Here is a 21,831-nt window from a genome sequence, read left to right as displayed (position 1 = left end):
GGGCGCCGCCCGGCCGGGTCAGTCGCAGCCGCAGCCGCTGCTCGCCGCGGCCGGCAGCGGAGCGGGGACGCCCACCTTCGGCAGGCCGAGCATGACGCCCGCGGGCTTGGCCGGCTCGGCGGTGTTGCGCTTCTCCCAGGCGTCACCCGCGCGCGTGCGGCGCACGTCGAGCACCGGGCCCTCGGCCAGGAGGTGGTGCGGGGCGGCGTAGGTGACCTCGACCGTGACCACGTCGCCGGGGCGGACGTCCTGCTCCGGCTTGGTGAAGTGGACCAGGCGGTTGTCAGGGGCGCGGCCGGACAGGCGGTGGGTGGTGCCGTCCTTGCGGCCCTCGCCCTCGGCGACCATGAGCTCGAGCGTGCGGCCGAGCTGCTTCTTGTTCTCCTCCCAGGAGATCTCCTCCTGCAGGGCGACCAGCCGCTCGTAGCGCGCCTGGACGACCTTCTTGGGGATCTGGTCGTCCATCTCGGCGGCCGGGGTGCCCGGACGCTTGGAGTACTGGAAGGTGAACGCCTGCGCGAAGCGTGCCTCGCGCACCACGTGCAGCGTCTGCTCGAAGTCCTCCTCGGTCTCGCCGGGGAAGCCCACGATGATGTCGGTGGTGATCGCCGCGTGCGGGATGGCCGCGCGGACCTTCTCGATGATCCCCAGGTAGCGCTCCTGCCGGTAGGAGCGGCGCATCGCCTTCAGGACCGCGTCGGAGCCGGACTGCAGCGGCATGTGCAGCTGCGGCATGACGTTCGGGGTCTCGGCCATCGCGGCGATCACGTCGTCGGTGAAGTCGCGCGGGTGCGGCGAGGTGAAGCGGACGCGCTCCAGGCCGTCGATGGTGCCGCAGGCCCGCAGCAGCTTGCTGAACGCCTCGCGGTCGCCGATGTCGGAGCCGTAGGCGTTGACGTTCTGCCCGAGCAGCGTGATCTCCGAGACTCCCTCGGCGACCAGGGCCTCCACCTCGGCGAGGATGTCGCCGGGGCGGCGGTCCTTCTCCTTGCCGCGCAGCGCCGGGACGATGCAGAAGGTGCAGGTGTTGTTGCAGCCGACGGAGATCGAGACCCAGGCCGCGTACGCGCTCTCGCGCCGCGTCGGCAGTGTGGAGGGGAACGCCTCCAGGGACTCGGCGATCTCGACCTGTGCCTCCTGCTGCACACGGGCGCGCTCCAGCAGCACGGGCAGCTTGCCGATGTTGTGCGTGCCGAAGACGACGTCCACCCAGGGCGCCTTCTTCACGATGGTGTCCCGGTCCTTCTGCGCCAGGCAGCCGCCGACCGCGATCTGCATCCCGGGCCGCCTGGCCTTCTTCGGCGCGAGGTGCCCGAGGTTGCCGTAGAGCCGGTTGTCGGCGTTCTCCCGGACGGCGCAGGTGTTGAAGACGACGACGTCCGCGTCGCCGTCCGTCCCCTCCGGCGCCCGTACGTAGCCCGCCTCCTCCAGCAACCCGGCCAGCCGCTCGGAGTCGTGAACGTTCATCTGGCACCCATAGGTGCGGATCTCGTAACTCTTGGGTCCCTGAACGTCCACTGCGAGGCTCCGGTCGCTGCTGCTGGTCATGCGTCAAGAGTAGGCGGTCGGGGCAGGACCCCGTGCCGGCGAGAGCGGCGCCCGGGGAAGGCCTCGCGCCCGCCGGAGGGCGACACGACCGGGCGTTGGCCACCCGTTCAGGGCCGTTCAGGGAAAAACCAGCCCAAAATGACGGGATGACGCAGCTTCTTGACGCCGTCCGGCCCCCCGCGCCGGAAGTGCCCCCGACCGCGGCGCTGCGCGCCTGGCTGCTGCGTCCGGCCGGCCCGGTCACGGTCGCCCTCCTCGTCGCCGTCCTGCTGGCCCGTGCCGCGCACGTGGCCGTCGTCTCCGCCCGGGGCGGCATGGACAACGCGTTCGTCGTGCACGCCGGACAGGTGTGGCTGGACGGTGGCGCACCGTATGCCGACCGGCGCTTTCTGTATCTGCCGAGTGCCGTGCTGTTCGCCGCCGGGCAGGCGGTGCTGCCGGCGCCCGTGCTGCGCGTCGCCGCGCCACTCGCGTGCGTGGCCCTGATCGTGGGCGGCTGGTGGTGTGCGGTGCGCCTGTTCCGGATGCCGGCGCGCAGCCGGTTCGCGGTGCTGGGGCTGCTGGGGCTGGTGCTGTTCTGGACGCCGGCCGGCCACCTGGTGAACCTCGGGAACTGGACGGCGGTCGGCGCCCTCGCGCTGCCGTTGGCACTGCTGCTGGCCGACCGGGGCCGCTGGGACCCGGTCGGGGTGGTGCTGGGCCTGTCCGTGGCGGTGAAGCCCCTGCTGCTGCCGGTGCTCCTCCTGCTGGTGCTGGCCCGGCAGTGGCGGGCGCTGGCGTGGACGGTGACGGTGCCGCTGGTCCTGTCGCTGGGCACTGCCCTGGTCATGCCGGACCCGGGCGGGTTCTTCACCCGCACGCTGCCCTTCCTGCTCAGGGGCGGGGACTCGCTCATGCGGCCGTACGACAGCTCCCTGCCGGCGGTGCTGCCACGGCTCGGGGTGCCGCTCGCCCTGGCCGTGCCGCTCGCCCTGGCCGCGGCGGCGGCCGGGGTGGTCTGCGCCTGGCTGCGCTGGCGGCGCGCCGACCCCGGTCCGGCACGGCTCGCGGACACGGCCGCGATGCTGATGCTGGCCTCCTACCTGGTGTCCCGCCCGGCCTACGAGCACTACCTGGTCGTCGTCGTGCCCTTGCTGGTCGCCGGCGCGCTGGAGTCTGACTCGGTGACGCGCTCGCCGTGGTTCTGGGCCGCGCTCGTTCCGCAGGTGCCGCAGTTCGCCTTCCCGCACCTGGACGCCTCGACCCGCAGGGCGTTCAAGGACGCGGCCACGCTGTCCGTGCTCGCGCTGGTGCTGGGCGTGTGGTGCGCACGGTCGTCGAGGCGGCGGCCCGCCGGTCCGCCCGCCGGCTCCGCACTGCCGTAGGGGTACGGCGTCCGCGGTGACCGGCGCCCTCCCCTGGTCAGCACCGTGCCCCGGCTGGCAGGATCGCGCGCATGTCCAAGGTGTTCCCCCGTACCGGCGGCCGCCGCGGCCCGCAGGGCACGGCCGTCGGTGTCGTCGTCCTCGGGCTGCTGCTGTGGTGGCTGCTGCCGCTGGGTGACACGCCGCCGAGCGGGACGATCACCTTCAGTACCGGGGCCCGGCGCGGGGTCTACGAGGAGTACGGCGAGCGGCTGCGCACCGCGTTCGCCAAGGACATGCCCGATCTGGAGGTGCGGCTGCTGACCAGCGACGGCTCGCAGGAGAACGTCACGCGCGTGGCGACCGGCCGGGCCGACTTCACCATCGCCGCGGCGGACGCGGTGGAGACGTACGAGCTGAACCACGGTGCGGGCGCCGCGCGGCTGCGCGGTGTGGCCCGCCTCTACGACGACTACGTGCAGCTCGTGGTCCCGGGCGGATCGCGCGTGACCTCCGTGCGGGACCTGCGCGGCAAGCGGGTGGCGATAGGGCCGCCGGAGTCGGGCGTCCGGCTGATCGCCGAGCGGGTGCTCAGGGCGGCCGGGATCGACCCGGAGACCGACATCCGGTCGATGAGCGACGGCATCGACACCGGGCCGGGCCGGCTGCGGCAGGGCGAGCTCGACGCGTTCTTCTGGTCGGGCGGACTACCGACGGACGGCCTGCGGCGGCTGGCCGGGAAGTTCGCGTTCCGGTTCGTGCCGATCGAGGCCGGCCTGGTGGCCAAACTGCACGCCGAGGGCGGCGCCACGCGCTACTACCGGGCCACCAACATGCCCGAGTCGGCCTACCCGACGGTCCAGCACGACACCGTGCCGACGATCGCCGTGTCCAACCTGCTGATGACCCGCAAGGACGTCGACCCGAGGCTGACCGAGTGGGTGACCCGCACCGTCATCAGGAGCCGCGACGGCATCGGCGCCCACGTCCACTCCGCCCAGCTGGTCGACCTGCGCACCGCCATCTACACCGACCCGCTCGCCCTGCACGAGGGCGCCCGCCGCTACTACCGCTCCGTCAAGCCCTGAGGCCCGGTCCTCGGCACGGTCACCGTCACCTTCAGCCCGTGCGGCTCCTCGCCGCGGTAGTGGTCGCAGGAGAGGGAGCCGCCGCCCGCCGCGAGCAACGCGCGCGTGATGGACAGGCCGAGGCCGGAGCCCTTGACATTCTGGTGGCGGCCGCTGCGCCAGAAGCGGTCGCCGACGCGGGCGAGTTCCTCGTCGGTGAGGCCGGGGCCGTGGTCGGCGACCACCACCGTGGAGGTGTCGCGGTCGCAGGAGACCCGTACGTCGACGCGCTCGCCCCCGGGCGTGAACTTGACCGCGTTGTCGATCACCGCGTCCAGCGCGGAGGAGAGCGCCACCGGGTCGGCCCAGGCCGTGGTGGCCGGGCAGTCGCCGGCCAGCCGGACCCCCTTGGCCTCGGCGGCCGGCGCCCAGGCGGCCACCCGCTCGGCGGTCAGCTCGCCGATGTCGATGAGCCGCAGGTCCGGCTCCGCGTGCTCGGCGAGCGCCAGGTCCAGCAGGTCGTCCAGGACGTGCGCCAGGCGCTTGCCCTCGGCCTGGACCGAGGCGATCTCCTCGTTGCCCTCCGGCAGCTCCAGGGCGAGCAGTTCGATGCGGAGCAGCAGCGCGGACAGCGGGTTGCGCAGCTGGTGCGAGGCGTCGGCGACGAAGGCGCGCTGCTGCTCCAGCACGTTCTCGACGTTGTCCGCCATCTCGTTGAACGACCGGGCGAGCCGGCGCAGTTCCGGCGGCCCGCCGGCCGCCGCCACCCGGGACTTCAGCCGCCCGGTGGCGATGTCGTGGGTGGTGGCGTCGAGGACGCGTACGGGCTTCAGCACCCAGCCGGTCAGCCGCAGTGCCGCGGCGACGGCGACCAGCATCGCGACGCTCTCGCCGGCGCCGATGAGCAGCCAGCCGTGCAGTGTGCGGGACCGCATCTGTCCGGTCGGCGAGTCGGTGACGACGACCGCGACCACGTCACCGTCCCGGATCACCGGGGAGGCGACGACGAGCCGGTGCCGCTGCCAGGGCCAGACCTGTTCCGGGTCGTGGCTGCGCCGGCTCAGCAGCGCCTCCCCGAAGGCGTCGCGGACCTCGCCCGCCCCGGGCAGGAACCAGTCCGCCGGCGCGTTGGCCATCGGGGTGCCGGACCGGTAGTAGACGCCGGCCCGGATGCCGTAGACCTCGTAGTAGCTGGCCAGTTCACGGCTGAGGGTGTCCAGGCGCTCGTCCGGGACCGTCCGGAGGGCTCCGGCGGGCCGGTCGGCGACGAACTGGGCCAGGGCGGCGAAGCGCGCCGTGTCGTCGATCCGGTCCAGGACCACCTTCTGCTGCTCGGCGCCGGCCACGCTGACGGCGAGCGGGACGCCGAGGGCGAGCAGGACGGCCGCCATCAGGACGATGAGCAGCGGCAGGAGACGTGTGCGCACCCGTCCCCGCTAGGCGGCCGGGGCGACGAGTCGGTAGCCGACGCCGCGTACGGTCTCGATCAGCGCCGGACTGCGCAGTTTGGAGCGCAGCGAGGCGACGTGCACCTCCAGGGTGCGTCCGGTCCCCTCCCAACTGGTGCGCCACACCTCGCTGATGATCTGTTCGCGGCGGAAGACCACGCCGGGGCGCTGGGCGAGCAGCGCGAGCAGGTCGAACTCCTTGCGGGTCAGCTGGACGACGGTGCCGTCGACGCTGACCTGCCGGGTGGGCAGTTCGATGTGCACGGAGCCGAGGCGCAGCGCGCTCCCGCCGGCGCCGGCCGCGTCCTCGTGGACGGTGCGGCGGCTGACGGCGTGGATGCGGGCGAGCAGCTCGCCGGTGTCGTAGGGCTTCACCACGTAGTCGTCGGCGCCGAGGTTGAGGCCGTGGATGCGGGAGCGGACGTCGGAGCGGGCGGTGACCATGATCACCGGGGTGCTGGTGCGCTTGCGGATCTTGCCGCAGACCTCGTAGCCGTCCTGGTCGGGCAGGCCCAGGTCGAGCAGGACCACCCCGAAGCCGGCGCCCTCGGGGACCAGCGCCTGCAGGGCCTCCTCGCCGCTGCGGGCGTGCGTGACGTCGAAACCGTGCCGCGCCAGGACCGCGGACAGGGCAGCGGCGACGTGGTTGTCGTCCTCGACGAGGAGCAGTCTCATCCCGGCCCCCTCCTATTCATGCGCCGTACGGTTCTGGCGGGTACAAAGCACACGCGCGCGTGCACCACGGCAGTGAGTCTGATGGACAAGGACGACGTCAAGAGGGTTCCGGTTGCGCACCCTCTGTCGTTACCCACCCGGTATGCACCCGGCCGGCCGCGCTACGAGTTGTACCGGTCCGCTACCGGATCGTGATGCTCAGATCTCGCTCAGATGTGGTGACGTGGGTCTCGTCCGTGGCTACTGTCCCCCGAAACCGAGGAGGACGGAGCCTGAAAGCGATGACCGAAGTATCGATGGCCAAGGAAGACGTGGCCTCGACCGACGACTTGGTCGTCCTGAAGAGCGTCAACAAGCACTTCGGCGCGTTGCACGTACTCCAGGACATCGACCTGACGATCGCCCGCGGCGAGGTCGTCGTGGTCATCGGGCCCTCCGGGTCCGGCAAGTCCACCCTGTGCCGCACCATCAACCGCCTGGAGACCATCGACTCGGGCACGATCACGATCGACGGGAAGCCGCTGCCCCATGAGGGCAAGGAGCTGGCCCGGCTGCGCGCCGACGTCGGCATGGTGTTCCAGTCGTTCAACCTCTTCGCGCACAAGACCGTGCTCGAGAACGTGACGCTCGGCCAGGTCAAGGTCCGTCGCGCGGACAAGCAGAAGGCCGAGCAGCGGGCCCGTGAACTGCTCGACCGGGTCGGGGTGGGCGCGCAGGCCGACAAGTACCCCGCGCAGCTCTCCGGCGGTCAGCAGCAGCGCGTGGCCATCGCACGGGCTCTGGCCATGGACCCGAAGGTCATGCTGTTCGACGAGCCGACCTCCGCGCTCGACCCGGAGATGATCAACGAGGTCCTCGAGGTCATGCAGCAGCTCGCCCGGGACGGCATGACGATGGTCGTCGTCACCCACGAGATGGGATTCGCCCGATCGGCTGCAAACCGGGTGGTCTTCATGGCCGACGGCCGGATCGTCGAAGAGGCTGCGCCCGACCAGTTCTTCAGCAATCCGCGCAGCGACCGGGCCAGGGACTTCCTGTCGAAGATCCTGCACCACTGACGCGGCGGTCCGCCGGTGACGCCGTACGCCACCGGCCCCACCACCGTGCCGTCGCCGTCCCGACGGCTTCTCACCTTCTCACCAGCCAAAGGAAGTCCACATGAAGCTCCGCAAGGTCACCGCCGCCTCGGCCGTCGTCCTCGCCCTCGCCGTCTCCGCGACGGCCTGCGGCTCGGACAAGAAGGACGAGGGGTCGTCGGGCGGTGGCGGCAAGAAGAAGATCACCGTCGGCATCAAGTTCGACCAGCCGGGCCTCGGCCAGAAGACCCCGCAGGGCTACTCCGGCTTCGACGTCGACGTGGCCAAGTACGTCGCCAAGAAGCTGGGCTACAGCGAGGACCAGATCGAGTGGAAGGAGTCCAAGAGCGGCGACCGCGAGACCATGCTGCAGCGCGGTGACGTGGACTTCATCGCCGCCACGTACTCGATCAACGCGGAGCGCGAGAAGAAGGTCGACTTCGCCGGCCCGTACCTGCTGGCCCACCAGGACGTCCTGATCCGCGCCGACGACGACTCGATCAAGTCGCCGGCCGACCTCAACAGCAAGAAGCTGTGCTCGGTGACCGGCTCGACCTCCGCGCAGAACGTCAAGGACAAGCTGGCGCCCAAGGCCGACCTGCAGAACTACCCGACGTACTCGGCCTGTCTGGGCGGTCTGCAGAGCAAGCAGCTGGACGCGCTGACGACGGACGACTCGATCCTCGCCGGTTACGCCTCCCAGGACCAGTTCAAGGGCAAGTTCAAGCTGGGCGGCTTCAAGATGACCAACGAGAACTACGGCATCGGCGTCAAGAAGGGCAGCGACCTCAAGGACAAGATCAACAAGGCCCTTGAGCAGATGGTCGCCGACGGTTCGTGGGAGAAGGCCGTGTCGATCAACTTCGGTCCGGCCAACTACAAGTACGAGCAGGCGCCGAAGATCGGCGACATCAAGAGCTGAGTCAGCGCCCGCCGGGTGCGCCGCCTTGCCTGGGCGGCGCACCCGGGGCCCACCACACGCGGAAGCGCGGGAGATCGTGTTCGACTTTCTTCAAGGCTATGACCTGCTGGGAGCCTTCTGGGTGACCGTGCAGCTCACCCTGCTCTCGGCCGCCGGCTCCCTGGTCTGGGGCACGGTGCTGGCCGCCATGCGCGTCGGCCCGGTGCCGCTGATGCGCGGCTTCGGCACCGCCTACGTCAACATCGTGCGGAACATCCCGCTGACGGTGGTCATCCTGTTCGCCTCGCTGGGCCTGTATCAGACGCTCGGTGTCGACCTCGGTGCACACAGGTTCGAGACCCTCAACTTCCGGCTCGCCGTCCTCGGTCTGGTCGCCTATACCGCGGCGTTCGTCTGCGAGGCGATCCGTTCCGGCATCAACACGGTGCCGGTCGGCCAGGCGGAGGCGGCCCGCGCCCTCGGGCTGAACTTCACCCAGGTGCTGACCCTGGTGGTGCTGCCGCAGGCGTTCCGCGCGGTCATCGGTCCCCTCACGAACGTACTGATCGCGCTGACCAAGAACACCACGGTGGCCGCGGCCATCGGTGTGGCCGAGGCCGCCCTGCTGATGAAGGAAATGATCGAGAACGAGGCACAGCTCCTGCTGATCTCCGCGGTCTTCGCGTTCGGCTTCGTGTGTCTGACGCTGCCGACCGGCCTGATCCTCGGCTGGGTGGGCAAGAAGGTGGCGGTGAAGCGATGAGCTCCGTGCTGTACGACGCCCAGGGCCCCCGGGCCAAGCGGCGCAACGTCCTCTACACGGTCGTGTTCCTGCTGGCGGCCGTGGCCCTCGGGTGGTGGGTGCTCCAGGCCCTGAGCGACAAGGGGCAGCTGGACTGGGAGAAGTGGAAGCCGTTCTTCTCCGGCTCCGAGGCGTGGACCACGTACATCCTGCCCGGTCTGAAGAACACGCTGATCGCGGCGGCCCTGTCGATGGTCATCGCGCTGCCCCTCGGCGCGGTCTTCGGCATCGCGCGGCTCTCCGACCACGCCTGGATCCGTGTCCCGGCCGGTGTGGTCGTGGAGTTCTTCCGCGCCATTCCGGTGCTGATCCTGATGATCTTCGGGCTCGCGCTGTTCGCCCAGTACACCAATGTCAACTCGGACGACCGCCCGTTGTACGCCGTCGTCACCGGTCTGGTGCTCTACAACGCCTCGGTCCTGGCGGAGATCGTCCGCGCGGGCATCCTGTCCCTGCCCAAGGGCCAGACGGAGGCCGCGCAGGCGATCGGTCTGCGCAAGGCCCAGACCATGACGTCGATCCTGCTGCCGCAGGCGGTCACCGCGATGCTGCCGGCGATCGTCAGCCAGCTGGTGGTGATCGTGAAGGACACCGCGCTCGGTGGCGCGATCCTCACCTTCCCGGACCTGCTGGCGGCGGTCTCCCCGATGAGTTCGTACTACGGCGCGAACACCATCGCCAGCTTCACGATCGTGGCCCTGATCTTCGTGCTGCTCAACTTCGTCCTCACGAGCTTCGCGAGCTGGCTGGAGCGGCGGCTGCGGAGCGGGAAGAAGTCCACCGGCGCGGTGCTTCCGCCGGCCGCCGTGGGAGGCACCGAGTCGGCGGGGACCTCCGCCTGACGGAAAATCCGTACGCCGGATGTGACACCGGATGTGACACGGGGGCAGTGGAGTGATCACCGCTGCCCCCGTCGCTTGACGCAGGCAGCGGCAATGGGTTGCATACGTTCTGTGATCGTGCACCCTGCTCCAACCGTCTGTTCATGTCTGTCCGTCAGGACACCGCTGCGGGCAGGGAGCGCCGCGTCGTGGACCCGGTGATCGTTGTCGGGGCGGGGCCCGTCGGGCTCGCGCTCGCCCTGGCGCTGGCGCGGCAGGACGTGCCGGCCGTCGTCCTCGACGAGGGGCCGGGCGAGGACGCGCCGCGTGCCGCGCGCACGGTCGTCCTGCGCGAGGACACCGCCGCGTTCGTGGAACGCCTGGCCGGGGTGGAGCTCGGCGGCGCCGGGCTCCACTGGGCCGGATGGCGGACCATGCGGCGCAAGCAGGCGATGAGCGAGGTCGCCTTCGGCGAGGGCTCCCCCGCCCCGCTGCACATCGCCCAGCACGTCCTGACCCGCGCCCTGCGCGCCGCCGTCGCCCGCGAACCGCTGGTCGAGCTCGCCGTGGACAGCCGGCTCGACACCCTGGAGCAGGAGCCCACCGGCGTCACCGCCCGCACCCGCGGCCCCCGGGGCACGTGGTGGCGCGGCAGTTACCTCGTCGGCTGCGACGGCCCGCGTTCGACCGTGCGCAAGCTCCAGGACATCCGCTTCCCCGGCCGTACGGCCGTCGAGCGGCACGCCGTCGCCGCGGTGCGCACCGAACTGCCCCGGCCCGGTGAAGCGTTCCTCCACCGGCTGCCGCCGTGGCGGACGACCGGCCCCTTCGCCGGGGAGATCGCCGCCCGCCCGCTCCCGGACGGCGTGTGGCGGCTGGACTGGCTGCTGCCGCCCGGCAAGGACCTGGTCACGCCCGAACTGCTGGTCGCCCGCATCCGCGAGACCCTCACCGGCTGGACCGGCGAGCCCTCGCCGTCGTACGAGCTCCTGGACACCGGCGTCCACACGGTCCACCACCGGCTGGCCCGCCGCTGGCGCGCCGGGCGGGTCTTCCTCGCCGGGGACGCGGCGCACCTGCTGGGCGCGTTCGGCACCCAGGGGCTGGACGAGGGCCTCAGGGACGCCGACAACCTCGCCTGGAAGCTGGCGTCGGCCTGGCACCACGGCCCGCACGAGGCCCTGCTGGACAGCTACCAGACCGAGCGGCGCGCGATCGTCTCCGCCCGGCTGCGCGCCGCCGACCAGGTGCTGCCGGTGCTGCGCGGGGGCGGCGGGCTGCGGTCCTACGTCCCCGGAACGGCACGCGGCCACGACGCCCTGCTCATGGACGGCCACCTGGGGCTCGGATCCGTGGGCGCGCCGGGGTCGTACGCCGACTCGCCGCTGGCGCCCCCGCGCCTGGACGGCGAGGTGCCCGTGGACACGCCGGTCGGCGCGCCGGTCGCCGACGCGGTGGTGACCGCGGAGGACGGCTCCTTCGTGTCGCTCAGGGACCGGCTCGACCGCGGGGCGCTGCTCGTGGTGCTGGTCGCGCCGGGCACGGGGGTGTGGGAGCGCCGGCACTGGATGAGCGCCGGCATCATGCCCCGGCTGGCCGCCGCGGTCACCGCACTGCCGCACCGCGCCGAGCTGCTGGTCGCCGAGAGCTATCCGGGCGCCGCTCCCCACACCGTGCTCCTGGTACGGCCCGACGGCCACCTGGTCACCGCGCTGAGCGGGGTGCGCCCGGCCGACCTGTACACGGCGGCGGAGGCGACCGTGGGCGGCGCGGAACACGCCGGAGCGCGGGCCGAGGCGGGCGCCCGCTGACTTCCGGCGCCCGGACCGCACGCGCCCCCGTCGTGCGGTCTCGTCGTGCGGTCGGATGGTTTACGCGGGTTGGCCGCCCGGCATCGCCGGCCGACCAGAAAGGCATGGTGTACTCCGCATCGTGAGCGAGAAACGACCGACGGCCGGGATCGACGAGCTGCTGGAGCGGGTGCGGCGGGGTTACGAGCGCGTCGAGGCCCGTGAGGCGTACGGCGCCGCCCGGTCCGGCGAGGCCCTGCTGGTGGACATCCGGTACGCCGCGCTGCGCGACCGCGACGGTCTGATCCCGGGTGCCCTGGTCATCGAGCGCAACGAACTGGAGTGGCGGCTGGATCCTCGGGGCAGCCACCGCGTCCCCGAGGCCACCGGTCACGACCTGCGCGTCGTCGTCATCTGCAACGAGGGCTACGCGTCGAGTCTGGCGGCCGCCTCCCTGCACCAGCTGGGGCTGCACCGGGCGACCGATCTGGTGGGCGGCTTCCAGGCGTGGCGGGCGGCGGGGCTGCCGGTGGTCTCGTAGGGCAGGGCGTCATGGCGTCCCTGGCTCAGAACCCCTCGTCCGCGAGGAAGTCCGTGTCCTCGCCCTCCTCCTCCAGCGCCTGTCGGACCACGCGCAGGGCCAGGCCCTCGGAGTAGCCCTTGCGGGCGAGCATCCCTGCGAGGCGGCGCAGCCGTTTGTCGCGGTCGAGGCCACGGGTGGAGCGCAGCTTGCGGGCGACGAGCTCGCGCGCGGTGGCCTCCTCCTGCTCGGCGTCGAGCCGGCCGACCGCCTCGTCGATCAGCGCCGCGTCGACGCCCTTGGTCCGCAGCTCCCGGGCGAGCGCGCGCCGGGCCAGTCCGCGCCCGTGGTGCCGGGACTCCACCCAGGCGTCCGCGAACGCGCTGTCGTCGATCAGTCCGACCTCCTCGAACCGCGACAGCACCTCCTGCGCCGCGTCGTCCGGGATGTCCCGCTTGCGCAGGGCGTCCGCGAGCTGCTTGCGGGTGCGCGGGGTCCCGGTGAGCAGGCGCAGGCAGATCGCGCGCGCCCGCTCCACCGGGTCCCCCGGAGGCTCCCCCTGCCCAGCCCTCGACACGGAGGGGGCGCCCCCGTCCTCGGCGGACGCCTCGCCGAAACCACGCCGACGACGTCCGCGTCCACCGTGCGACCCGCCGTCACGCGAGCCGCCCCGGCGTGCACCACCCGCGCGTGAGCCATCCGCGCGGCGCAGGCCACCATCTGCCTCGTCATCCCCGTACGCGCCGTCTCCGGGCACGCCGTCCGGGTCCGCACCGAAGCCGGGTGCGTCCCCGGTGCCCCTCCCCCGCGGGGCGCCGGAGGTGGCGTACTCGTACTCGTGGCCGGCCCAGTCGGTTCGTCGTGTCACGGTCAGCTCTTGGCTGCGGCGGCCTTGGGCTTGGTGGCCTTGGTGGCCGCCGTGGCGGGCGCCGTCTTGGCGGCGGCGTCCGTGGCGGTGGTGACCGCGGCGTCCGCGCCCGGCTCGGCGGCCGGCTCCTCGGGCCGCACTCCGACGCCCAGCTTCTCCTTGATCTTCTTCTCGATCTCGTTGGCCAGGTCGGGGTTGTCCTTCAGGAAGTTGCGCGCGTTCTCCTTGCCCTGGCCGAGCTGGTCGCCCTCGTACGTGTACCAGGCGCCGGCCTTGCGGACGAAGCCGTGCTCCACGCCCATGTCGATCAGGCCGCCCTCGCGGCTGATGCCCTGGCCGTAGAGGATGTCGAACTCGGCCTGCTTGAAGGGCGGGGCCACCTTGTTCTTGACGACCTTGCAGCGGGTGCGGTTGCCGACCGCCTCGGTGCCGTCCTTCAGCGTCTCGATGCGACGGATGTCGATGCGCACGGAGGCGTAGAACTTCAGCGCGCGGCCGCCGGTCGTGGTCTCCGGGGAGCCGAACATCACACCGATCTTCTCGCGCAGCTGGTTGATGAAGATCGCCGTGGTCTTCGACTGGTTGAGCGCGCTGGTGATCTTGCGGAGGGCCTGGCTCATCAGGCGGGCCTGCAGACCCACGTGGCTGTCGCCCATCTCGCCCTCGATCTCCGCGCGCGGGACGAGCGCGGCGACGGAGTCGATGACGATGAGGTCGAGCGCGCCGGAGCGGACCAGCATGTCCACGATCTCCAGTGCCTGCTCGCCGTTGTCCGGCTGGGAGAGGATCAGGTTGTCGATGTCGACGCCGAGCTTCTTCGCGTACTCGGGGTCGAGGGCGTGCTCCGCGTCCACGAAGGCCACCTGGCCGCCGGCCTTCTGCGCGTTCGCCACCGCGTGCAGGGTCAGGGTCGTCTTGCCGGAGGACTCCGGTCCGTAGATCTCGACGACACGGCCGCGTGGCAGGCCACCGACGCCGAGGGCCACGTCCAGCGCGGTCGACCCGGTCGGGATGACCTCGATGGGCTCCTTCGACCGCTCGCCCATGCGCATGACCGCGCCCTTGCCGAATTGCCGTTCAATCTGTGCGAGCGCGGCGTCGAGCGCCTTCTCGCGGTCGGTTCCTGCCATGGGTTCCACCCGGTTTGCTTGAGTCGATCGCTTCACGTCAAAGACGCTAACGCCTGCCACTGACAACGCGCCCCGACGCACGTCCGGCCTGTGGACAACCACGGGACCAATCATCCCGAAACTGGACTTAATCCCCTGCGTTGAGCTCGCCGGAACCTTCATAAGAATGGATGTTCGATTTTGGTGTCAAGCGGAACACGCGCCGACGCGGTCGGTGCCTACCGCCCCGTCCGCTCCCCGGCGGAGGCAGAGACAGAGGCGGAAGCCAGGGCAGGCGCCTCGGGGGACACGGCGGCGGTGGCCGTGGACACGGGGGTCGTCCGTGACGGCGTACCGCTTCACATAGGCCCCCAGGAAGGCCTGCAGCGTGGCGACCGCGGGGATGGCGATCAGCGCGCCCACCGCGCCGAGCAGCGCGGTGCCGGCGACGACCGACCCGAAGGCGACCGCGGGATGGATGTCGACGGTCTTCGCGGTCAGCTTGGGCTGCAGCACGTAGTTCTCGAACTGCTGGTAGATCACGACGAAGACCAGCACCCACACCGCGTACCACGGGTCGACCGTGAAGGCGATCAGCATCGGCAGGGCGCCCGCGAGATAGGTGCCGATGGTGGGGATGAACTGCGAGACCAGGCCCACCCAGACGCCGAGCACGGGCGCGTACGGCACTTCCAGGGCCTGCAGCAGGACGTAGTGGGCGATCCCCGAGATGAGCGCCATCAGGCCGCGCGAGTACAGGTAACCGCCGGTCTTGTCGACGGCGATCTCCCACGCACGCAGTACCTCGGCCTGGCGGGCGGGCGGCAGTACGGAGCAGAGGGTGCGGCGCAGCCGCGGCCCGTCGGCGGCGAAGTAGAACGAGAACAGGGTGATCGTCAGCAGCTGGAACAGCCCGCCCAGCACCTGGGCGGACACGTCGAGCACGCCCGCGGCGCTGTTCTGCGCGTACCTGCGCAGCCAGTCGGAGTGGAGCAGGCCCTCCTGCACGTCCACCCGTCTGAGCTCGGTGTGGAACGTGGTGTTGACCCAGTTGATGACGGAGTCGAGGTACTCCGGGAAGCCCTCGACCATCTTGATGATCTGCCCGGCGAGCATCGAGCCGAGCAACATCACGAAGCCAGCCGTCGCGATCATCAGGGCGAGGAAGACCAGGAAGGTCGCGAAGCCCCGCCGCATGCCGAGCGCGGCCATGCGGCTCACCGCGGGCTCTATGGCCAGGGCCAGGAAGAACGCGATGAGGACGTTGAGCAGCAGGCCGGTCAGCTCGTGGAAGGCCCAGCTGCCGAGCTGGAAGACCGCGACGAGGCCGAGCGCGAGCACCATGGCGCGTGGCAGCCAGCGGGGCATGCGGGCACTCGGCCCGGCGGCACCCTGGACCGGGGACCGGGAAAGCGGCGGCGTAGCGAACGGGGGTGCGTGCTGGGCCGTCTGCCCGGACTCGTCAGTGGGTGCCACGGTGCAAGTCTCGCCCATGCCGCCGGCGGGCCGGTACCGGCCCGCGGTCTCCGCGAGCGGTCAGTGCCTCTCCTGCGGAACGTTCATGACGTGGCAGACCACACGCCACACGTCCTTGGCGTCCCAGCCCGACGCCAGCGCCTCGTGCACCGTACGCCCGCCGAGCTCCGACATCACGTGGTCGCGCGCGAAGGTGTCGGCGTACCCCGCGCCGAAGTGCTCCGCCATCCGCTCCCAGAAGACCGTCAACCGCATGTCCCCAGTATCCCGCCCCCGGGGGTGACCCCGGGGGCCCTCAGGGCGTACGGCCGAGCCGGCCGGCGGGCCCCCGGCTCAGCCGGCCAGGGCCCGCACCCCGGCCGTCACCACCACCGCCGCTGCGACGACGACCAGGAAGGGCGCCCGCAGCAGCAGCGCCGCGGCGGCGGCCGCGAGCCCGGCGGCCCGCGCGTCCAGCACGAGCGCGTGCCCGTCGGCGAACGTCTGCTGGGCGGTGAGCGCGGCCAGCAGGGCGACGGGCAGCAGCGCGGCGAGCCGCTTCACCAGTGGCCGCTCCAGGGCACCCGCCGGAACGAGCAGCCCGGCCAGCTTGACGGCGTAGCAGCCGGCAGCGGTCATGGCCACCGCGATCCAGATGTTCAACGGTCTTCCTCTCGTACGTCGTCACGGGTGCCGCTCCCGCGGCGGCCCTTCAGCCAGAGCACGGCCGGCGCGGCGAGCGCGGCGGCCAGGACCGGCACCCCGGCCGGCAGCACGGGCAGCAGACCCAGCCCCAGGAGCACCGCCAGGACGGCGACGGCCCGCTCGGTGGCGGTCTTCAGCATGGGCGCCAGCAGCGCCAGGAACACGGCGGGCCCGGCCGCGTCCAGGCCCCACGCGTCGCTGTCGCCGAGAGCCTCGGCACCCAGCGCGCCGAGCAGCGTGGTGAGGTTCCACAGCACGTACAGGGTGACCCCGGTGACGGTGAAGCCGATCCGGGCGCTGCGCCGCGTGGGCTGGGCCAGTGTGACCGCGGTGGTCTCGTCGAGGACCCACTGGGCGGCCAGCGGCCGTACCGCGCGCGGGAGGGCCAGCAGCTGCGACAGGCGCAGCCCGTAGAAGGCGTTGCGCACGCCCAGGAAGAAGGCGCCCGCGGCCGCCGTGAACGGGTTGCCTCCGGCCGCCAGCGCCCCCACCAGGGCGAACTGGGAGGCACCGGTGAACACCAGCAGGCTGAGCACACAGGTCTGCAGGACCGTGAGCCCGCTGCCCGCCGAGGTCACCCCGAAGGCGAACCCGGAGAGTCCGACGGCGACCCCCACTCCGAGGGCGTCCCGTACGACGGCGGCGTCGGGCTTTCCTCCGCCGTCGGTGCGTATGTCTGCGAGAGCTGTCTGTTCTGCCACGCGGTCGAGGGTAGGAAGAGCCGTGACCTCGCGTCTTGTACGTTCTTGCGCTCGCGCTGGTAGGCCCCCGGGGGCACACCCACGATCCGGGAGAAGTGCCGGCTCAGGTGCGACTGGTCGGTGAAGCCCACGGCGACGGCGGCCCGAGCGGGCGTGGTGCCCGCGTCCAGCAGCCGTCTGGCCCGGCGCACCCGGGCGTCGGTCAGCCAGGTGTGCGGCGGCATCCCGTAGACGTCCCGGAAGGCCCGCAGCAGCGCGAACGGGCTGCTGCCGAGGTCGGCCGCCAGCTTCTCCAGGCTCGGCGGCTCGGCCATCCGCTCCTCCAGGACGGCACGCGCGCGTGCCGCGGTCCGCGCCCCCGCCGTGCGCACCTCCCGCTGCGGCAGCGCGCCGCCGTTGAGCCGGAGCAGCCGGGTCACGGCGACCCGCAGCAGGGTGTCGGCCGCCAGCGCGTTCCCCTCGTCCGCGGCCCGCAGCACCTGGTGCACCAGCCCGACGGCGTACGGATCGTCGAGCACCGGGCTGACGAACCCCGGCGTCCCGCGGATGCCCGTCGTCTCCCCCGCTATCTCGGCGACCAGCCCTGGCGCCGGATACACCGCGCCGTACCGCCAGCCCTCGGGCACTCCCGCCCGCCCGGTGTGCGGCGTGTCGGGATTGACCAGCGCGAGCGCCCCCGGTCCCGCGTACTGGTCGGACCCGCCGTGGTGGAACACCTCGACACCCTCGGCGATGGCGGCGATCACGAAGTGCTCGTGCGTGTGGCGCACGAATTTCTTGCGGATGTAGCGGGCCCGCAGCAGGTCGACACCGGGCAGTTCCTCGTACTGCCAGTGCCGCGCCCGCTCCTCAGCCGTTCCCGCCATACCCCGATTCTCCGTCGCCGGTGCGGCGGTGCGAGCGCGGGGGCCGCCACAGGGCCAGGGGTACGCCCAGGTCAGAAAGCATTGTCAGTGGCCGGGTGCACGATGGACGCATGGTCAGCGACGCACACCGGGCCCTCGACGGCTTCTCCCCCGCGACCCGCGGCTGGTTCACGGGGGCCTTCTCCGCGCCCACCGCCGCCCAGGCGGGCGCGTGGCAGGCCATCGGCCAGGGCTCGGACGTGCTGGTGGTCGCCCCGACCGGTTCCGGCAAGACCCTGGCCGCCTTCCTCTCCGCCCTGGACCAGCTGGCCTCCGCCCCGCCGCCGGCCGACCCGAAGAAGCGCTGCCGGGTGCTGTACGTCTCCCCGCTCAAGGCCCTCGCCGTCGACGTGGAGCGCAACCTGCGCAGCCCGCTGACCGGCATCCGCCAGGAGTCCGTCCGCCTGGGCCTGCCCGAGCCGGAGGTGAAGGTCGGCATCCGCTCCGGCGACACCCCGGCCGCCGAGCGCCGCGCCCTGTCCACCCGCCCGCCGGACATCCTGATCACCACTCCCGAGTCGCTGTTCCTGATGCTGACGTCGGCCGCGCGTGACGCGCTGACCGGCGTGGAGACGGTGATCCTGGACGAGGTGCACGCGGTCGCCGGCACCAAGCGCGGCGCGCACCTGGCGCTGTCCCTGGAGCGCCTGGACGAGCTGCTGCCCAGGCCCGCCCGCCGTATCGGGCTGTCCGCGACCGTCCGCCCCGTCGACGAGATCGCCCGCTACCTGTCGCCGCACCGCAGGGTGGAGATCGTCCAGCCGGAGTCCGGCAAGGAGTTCGACCTGTCGGTGGTGGTCCCGGTGGAGGACCTGGGCAATCCAGGCGAGCCGCGCGAAGCGCGTCCTTATAAGAGTGGTGGCGGGCGACGGGAGGGAGGCTCCTCGGTCACCGACGCCGACGGCGGCGGCAGAGCGGAGCGGCCGTCGATCTGGCCGCACGTCGAGGAGCGGATCACCGACCTGGTCCAGGCCCACCGCTCGACGATCGTGTTCGCCAACTCCCGGCGGCTCGCCGAGCGCCTGTGCAACCGGCTCAACGAGATCGCCTACGAGCGGGCGACCGGCCAGTCCCTGGACGAGCACCACTCCCCGGCCGAGCTGATGGGCGGCTCGGGCGCCGCGCACGGCGCGCCTCCGGTCATCGCGCGCGCCCACCACGGCTCGGTCTCCAAGGAACAGCGTGCCCTGGTCGAGGAGGACCTCAAGGCGGGCCGGCTCCCGGCGGTGGTCGCCACCTCCAGCCTGGAGCTGGGCATCGACATGGGCGCCGTGGACCTCGTCGTCCAGGTGGAGTCCCCGCCGTCCGTGGCCTCCGGGCTGCAGCGCGTCGGCCGCGCGGGGCACCAGGTCGGCGCGGTCTCCACCGGCGTGGTCTTCCCCAAGTACCGCGGCGACCTGGTGCAGGCCGCGGTGGTCACCGAGCGGATGCGCTCGGGCGCCATCGAGTCCCTGAGGGTGCCCGCCAACCCACTGGACGTCCTCGCCCAGCAGTTGGTGGCGATGGTGGCGATGGACACCTGGCAGGCCGACGACCTGCTCGCCCTGGTCCGCCGGGCGGCGCCGTTCGCCTCGCTGCCGGAGTCGGCGTTCACGGCCGTCCTCGACATGCTCGCCGGGCGCTACCCGTCCGACGCGTTCGCGGAGCTGCGCCCGCGCGTGGTGTGGGACCGCGTGGCGGGCACGGTCACCGGCCGCCCCGGCGCGCAGCGCCTCGCCGTGACCTCCGGGGGCACGATCCCCGACCGCGGTCTGTTCGGGGTCTTCCTCGCCGGCTCGGACCCCAAGAAGGGCGGCGGCCGGGTCGGCGAGCTGGACGAGGAGATGGTCTACGAGTCCCGGGTCGGCGACGTCTTCACGCTCGGCACGAGCTCCTGGCGCATCGAGGACATCACCCGTGACCGGGTCCTGGTCTCCCCCGCGCCGGGTGTGCCGGGCCGGCTGCCGTTCTGGAAGGGCGACCAGCTGGGCCGTCCGCTGGAGCTGGGCCGCGCGGTGGGCGCGTTCCTGCGCGAGGTCGGCTCCCTGTCCTGGGAGGACGCCCGGCTCAGGCTCCTGGCGGCCGGTCTCGACGCGTGGGCCGCGGACAACGTCCTGTCGTACCTGGACGAGCAGCGCGAGGCCTGCGGTCACGTCCCCGACGACCGGACGATCGTCGTGGAGCGCTTCCGCGACGAGCTGGGCGACTGGCGGGTCGTGGTGCACTCTCCCTTCGGTGCCCAGGTGCACGCCCCGTGGGCGCTGGCGCTCGGCGCCCGCCTGTCCGAGCGGTACGGCATGGACGCGCAGGTCATGCACGCCGACGACGGCATCGTGCTGCGCCTGCCCGACGCCGGCCTGATGGGCCTGGACCTGCTCGACCAGGAGCCCATGAAGGCCGGCCTGGAGTACGACGCCGAGCAGGCGCCCGTCGGCGCGGCGGACGTCACCTTCGACAAGGGCGAGGTCGACCGGATCGTCACCGACCAGGTCGGCGGCTCGGCCCTGTTCGCGTCCCGCTTCCGCGAGTGCGCCGCCCGCGCCCTGCTGCTGCCGCGCCGCAACCCGGGCAAGCGCACCCCGCTGTGGCAGCAGCGTCAGCGCGCTGCCCAACTGCTCCAGGTGGCCAGCGAGTTCGGCTCGTTCCCGATCGTTCTGGAGGCGGTCCGCGAATGCCTCCAGGACGTCTTCGACGTCCCTGGCCTGGCCGAGCTGATGGGTGACATCGAGTCCCGCAAGGTGCGTCTGGTCGAGGTCACCACCCCCGAGCCGTCGCCCTTCGCGCGCTCGCTGCTGTTCGGGTACGTCGCCCAGTTCCTGTACGAGGGGGACTCGCCTCTCGCCGAGCGCCGCGCCGCCGCGCTGTCGCTGGACTCGCGGCTGCTGGCCGAGTTGCTGGGCCAGGCGGAGCTGCGCGAACTGCTCGACGCCGAGGTGCTGGTGGAGCTGGAGCGGGAGCTGCAGTGGCTGACCGAGGACCGCCGCGTCAAGGGCGTCGAGGGCGTCGCCGACGTCCTGCGGCTGCTCGGTCCGCTCACCGACGCCGAACTGACCGAGCGGGGTGCCGAACCGGGCTGGGCGCGGGAGCTGGCCGGGGCCCGCCGGGCCATCCGGGTCCGGATCGCCGGGGCCGACCACTGGGCCACGATCGAGGACGCCGGCCGGCTGCGCGACGCGCTCGGCACCGCCCTGCCGGTGGGTGTCCCGGAGGCGTTCACCGAGCCGGTGAAGGACCCGCTGGGCGACCTCCTCGCGCGCTACGCCCGCACTCACGGCCCGTTCACGTCGGCGACGGCCGCGGTCCGCTTCGGCCTGGGCACGGCGGTCGTCGAGGGCGCGCTGCAGCGGCTCGCGGCGGGCGGCCGTGTCGTCCAGGGCGAGTTCCACCCGGCGGGCATCGGACAGGAGTGGTGCGACGCGGCCGTGCTGCGCCGGCTGCGCCGCCGCTCGCTGGCCGCGCTGCGGCACGAGCTGGAGCCGGTGCCGCCGGCCGCGCTGGCCCAGTTCCTGCCCCGGTGGCAGCACATCGGCAAGGGGCACGGCCTGCGCGGCATCGACGGACTGGTGCGCGCCGTCGAGCAGTTGCAGGGCGCGTCCGTGCCCGCCTCCGCGCTGGAGAAGCTGGTCCTGCCGTCCCGCGTGGCGGACTACACGCCGTCGATGCTCGACGAACTCACCGCCGCCGGCGAGGTGGTGTGGGCGGGCGCGGGCGCGCTGCCCGGAAAGGACGGCTGGGTCTCCCTGTACCTGGCGGACACGGCCCCGCTGCTCCTGCCGCCACCGCACCCCCTGGAGCCGGCCGCCCTGCACCAGTCCGTCCTGGACGCACTCTCCGGCGGCTACGGCCTGTTCTTCCGTCAGATCGCCGACCAGGTCCGCGCGACCACCCACCCCGAAGCCACGGGTCCCCAACTGGCCGACGCGGTCTGGGACCTGACCTGGTCCGGACGGCTCACCAACGACACGCTCGGGCCGATGCGTTCCCTGCTCGGCTCGGGCCGCACCGCCGGTTCCACGGCCCACCGGGCCAAGCGCGCGGTCCCACGCGGGCGTTACGGCTCCCTGACGGCCGCCGCCCGACCCGCCTCCCGCAGCGGCCCGAGCGTGTCGTTGGTGAGC

General features: G+C 72.4%; 19 protein-coding genes. 9 read left to right on the top strand and 10 right to left on the bottom strand.

Annotation, left to right across the window (positions count from 1 at the left end; genetic code table 11):
- Nucleotides 1-18: 18 nt before the first annotated feature.
- Nucleotides 19-1,548, bottom strand: coding sequence for a tRNA (N6-isopentenyl adenosine(37)-C2)-methylthiotransferase MiaB (miaB, locus tag C1I97_RS06210; RefSeq protein WP_111002215.1), 1,530 nt, complete (start codon nucleotides 1,546-1,548; stop codon nucleotides 19-21).
- Nucleotides 1,549-1,694: 146 nt separating this feature from the next.
- Between miaB and C1I97_RS06205 the strand changes: the two genes are divergently transcribed.
- Nucleotides 1,695-2,912, top strand: coding sequence for a glycosyltransferase 87 family protein (locus C1I97_RS06205; RefSeq protein ID WP_111002214.1), 1,218 nt, complete (start codon nucleotides 1,695-1,697; stop codon nucleotides 2,910-2,912).
- 71 nt (nucleotides 2,913-2,983) lie between these two features.
- The gene (locus C1I97_RS06200; RefSeq protein ID WP_111002213.1) at nucleotides 2,984-3,979 is read left to right on the top strand and encodes a TAXI family TRAP transporter solute-binding subunit; all 996 of its coding nucleotides are present in this window, start codon (nucleotides 2,984-2,986) and stop codon (nucleotides 3,977-3,979) included.
- Here the strand turns inward: C1I97_RS06200 and C1I97_RS06195 are convergent.
- Both C1I97_RS06195 and C1I97_RS06190 read right to left on the bottom strand, forming a co-directional pair.
- A complete protein-coding gene (locus C1I97_RS06195) occupies nucleotides 3,958-5,385 on the bottom strand; it encodes a sensor histidine kinase (protein ID WP_111002212.1) in 1,428 nt (475 codons plus the stop codon). The two genes, C1I97_RS06200 and C1I97_RS06195, sit on opposite strands and share 22 nt — an antisense overlap.
- A 9-nt stretch (nucleotides 5,386-5,394) precedes the next feature.
- Nucleotides 5,395-6,081: a response regulator transcription factor gene (locus C1I97_RS06190; RefSeq protein WP_111002211.1), complete on the bottom strand. Its 687-nt coding sequence runs from the start codon at nucleotides 6,079-6,081 to the stop codon at nucleotides 5,395-5,397.
- A 281-nt stretch (nucleotides 6,082-6,362) separates the two neighbouring features.
- Here C1I97_RS06190 and C1I97_RS06185 point away from each other — a divergent pair, with 281 nt between their 5' ends.
- The 6 genes from C1I97_RS06185 to C1I97_RS06160 all read left to right on the top strand — a co-directional run bounded on the left by C1I97_RS06185 (nucleotide 6,363) and on the right by C1I97_RS06160 (nucleotide 12,012).
- Nucleotides 6,363-7,139, top strand: a complete 777-nt coding sequence (locus tag C1I97_RS06185) for an amino acid ABC transporter ATP-binding protein (RefSeq protein WP_111002210.1) — start codon at nucleotides 6,363-6,365, stop codon at nucleotides 7,137-7,139.
- 100 nt (nucleotides 7,140-7,239) lie between these two features.
- Entirely contained in the window at nucleotides 7,240-8,079 is an 840-nt protein-coding gene (locus C1I97_RS06180; RefSeq protein ID WP_111002209.1) for a glutamate ABC transporter substrate-binding protein, read from the top strand.
- Nucleotides 8,080-8,155: 76 nt separating this feature from the next.
- The gene (locus tag C1I97_RS06175) at nucleotides 8,156-8,821 is read left to right on the top strand and encodes an amino acid ABC transporter permease (RefSeq protein ID WP_111002208.1); all 666 of its coding nucleotides are present in this window, start codon (nucleotides 8,156-8,158) and stop codon (nucleotides 8,819-8,821) included.
- A complete protein-coding gene (locus C1I97_RS06170; RefSeq protein ID WP_111002207.1) occupies nucleotides 8,818-9,702 on the top strand; it encodes an amino acid ABC transporter permease in 885 nt (294 codons plus the stop codon). The genes C1I97_RS06175 and C1I97_RS06170 overlap by 4 nt, the downstream gene beginning before the upstream one ends.
- Nucleotides 9,703-9,890: 188 nt before the next feature.
- Nucleotides 9,891-11,492, top strand: coding sequence for an FAD-dependent monooxygenase (locus C1I97_RS06165; protein WP_111002206.1), 1,602 nt, complete (start codon nucleotides 9,891-9,893; stop codon nucleotides 11,490-11,492).
- 121 nt (nucleotides 11,493-11,613) lie between these two features.
- Nucleotides 11,614-12,012 carry a rhodanese-like domain-containing protein gene (locus C1I97_RS06160; protein WP_181446590.1) on the top strand — a complete coding sequence of 133 codons (399 nt, stop codon included), beginning with the start codon at nucleotides 11,614-11,616 and terminating at the stop codon, nucleotides 12,010-12,012.
- A 25-nt stretch (nucleotides 12,013-12,037) separates the two neighbouring features.
- Here C1I97_RS06160 and recX read toward each other — a convergent pair whose 3' ends face one another.
- From recX to C1I97_RS06125, 7 genes are all read right to left on the bottom strand, one after another.
- Nucleotides 12,038-12,859 carry a recombination regulator RecX gene (gene recX, locus C1I97_RS06155; RefSeq protein ID WP_111002205.1) on the bottom strand — a complete coding sequence of 274 codons (822 nt, stop codon included), beginning with the start codon at nucleotides 12,857-12,859 and terminating at the stop codon, nucleotides 12,038-12,040.
- 2 nt (nucleotides 12,860-12,861) lie between these two features.
- Entirely contained in the window at nucleotides 12,862-13,989 is a 1,128-nt protein-coding gene (recA, locus tag C1I97_RS06150; RefSeq protein WP_111002204.1) for a recombinase RecA, read from the bottom strand.
- A gap of 186 nt (nucleotides 13,990-14,175) precedes the next feature.
- Nucleotides 14,176-15,444: an AI-2E family transporter gene (locus C1I97_RS06145; RefSeq protein WP_441349086.1), complete on the bottom strand. Its 1,269-nt coding sequence runs from the start codon at nucleotides 15,442-15,444 to the stop codon at nucleotides 14,176-14,178.
- Nucleotides 15,445-15,504: 60 nt separating this feature from the next.
- Nucleotides 15,505-15,699, bottom strand: coding sequence for a DUF3046 domain-containing protein (locus tag C1I97_RS06140; RefSeq protein WP_111002202.1), 195 nt, complete (start codon nucleotides 15,697-15,699; stop codon nucleotides 15,505-15,507).
- 78 nt (nucleotides 15,700-15,777) lie between these two features.
- The gene (locus C1I97_RS06135) at nucleotides 15,778-16,086 is read right to left on the bottom strand and encodes an AzlD domain-containing protein (RefSeq protein WP_111002201.1); all 309 of its coding nucleotides are present in this window, start codon (nucleotides 16,084-16,086) and stop codon (nucleotides 15,778-15,780) included.
- Entirely contained in the window at nucleotides 16,083-16,802 is a 720-nt protein-coding gene (locus C1I97_RS06130) for an AzlC family ABC transporter permease (protein WP_258382442.1), read from the bottom strand. Before C1I97_RS06130 ends, C1I97_RS06135 begins: the two co-directional genes overlap by 4 nt.
- Complete coding sequence (locus C1I97_RS06125) at nucleotides 16,703-17,695, bottom strand: AraC family transcriptional regulator (RefSeq protein WP_258382441.1); 993 nt, start codon at nucleotides 17,693-17,695, stop codon at nucleotides 16,703-16,705. Before C1I97_RS06125 ends, C1I97_RS06130 begins: the two co-directional genes overlap by 100 nt.
- A gap of 110 nt (nucleotides 17,696-17,805) precedes the next feature.
- Between C1I97_RS06125 and C1I97_RS06120 the strand changes: the two genes are divergently transcribed.
- The coding region (locus C1I97_RS06120) for an Lhr family ATP-dependent helicase (RefSeq protein WP_111002199.1) at nucleotides 17,806-21,831 on the top strand (4,026 nt) is incomplete at its 3' end.

This window comes from Streptomyces sp. NTH33, from assembly GCF_003236365.1.
Lineage (GTDB): Bacteria > Actinomycetota > Actinomycetes > Streptomycetales > Streptomycetaceae > Streptomyces.
This window is presented reverse-complemented; position numbering and strand designations above follow the sequence as displayed.

Excerpts from the sequence above, each read along its gene's own strand:
- C1I97_RS06205 (WP_111002214.1), top strand. The coding sequence starts at position 1,695 with ATGACGCAGCTTCTTGACGCCGTCCGGCCCCCCGCGCCGGAAGTGCCC.
- C1I97_RS06125 (WP_258382441.1), bottom strand. The coding sequence starts at position 17,695 with ATGGCGGGAACGGCTGAGGAGCGGGCGCGGCACTGGCAGTACGAGGAA.
- recA (WP_111002204.1), bottom strand. The coding sequence starts at position 13,989 with ATGGCAGGAACCGACCGCGAGAAGGCGCTCGACGCCGCGCTCGCACAG.
- C1I97_RS06190 (WP_111002211.1), bottom strand. The coding sequence starts at position 6,081 with ATGAGACTGCTCCTCGTCGAGGACGACAACCACGTCGCCGCTGCCCTG.
- C1I97_RS06185 (WP_111002210.1), top strand. The coding sequence starts at position 6,363 with ATGACCGAAGTATCGATGGCCAAGGAAGACGTGGCCTCGACCGACGAC.
- miaB (WP_111002215.1), bottom strand. The coding sequence starts at position 1,548 with ATGACCAGCAGCAGCGACCGGAGCCTCGCAGTGGACGTTCAGGGACCC.
- C1I97_RS06170 (WP_111002207.1), top strand. The coding sequence starts at position 8,818 with ATGAGCTCCGTGCTGTACGACGCCCAGGGCCCCCGGGCCAAGCGGCGC.
- C1I97_RS06200 (WP_111002213.1), top strand. The coding sequence starts at position 2,984 with ATGTCCAAGGTGTTCCCCCGTACCGGCGGCCGCCGCGGCCCGCAGGGC.
- C1I97_RS06140 (WP_111002202.1), bottom strand. The coding sequence starts at position 15,699 with ATGCGGTTGACGGTCTTCTGGGAGCGGATGGCGGAGCACTTCGGCGCG.
- C1I97_RS06180 (WP_111002209.1), top strand. The coding sequence starts at position 7,240 with ATGAAGCTCCGCAAGGTCACCGCCGCCTCGGCCGTCGTCCTCGCCCTC.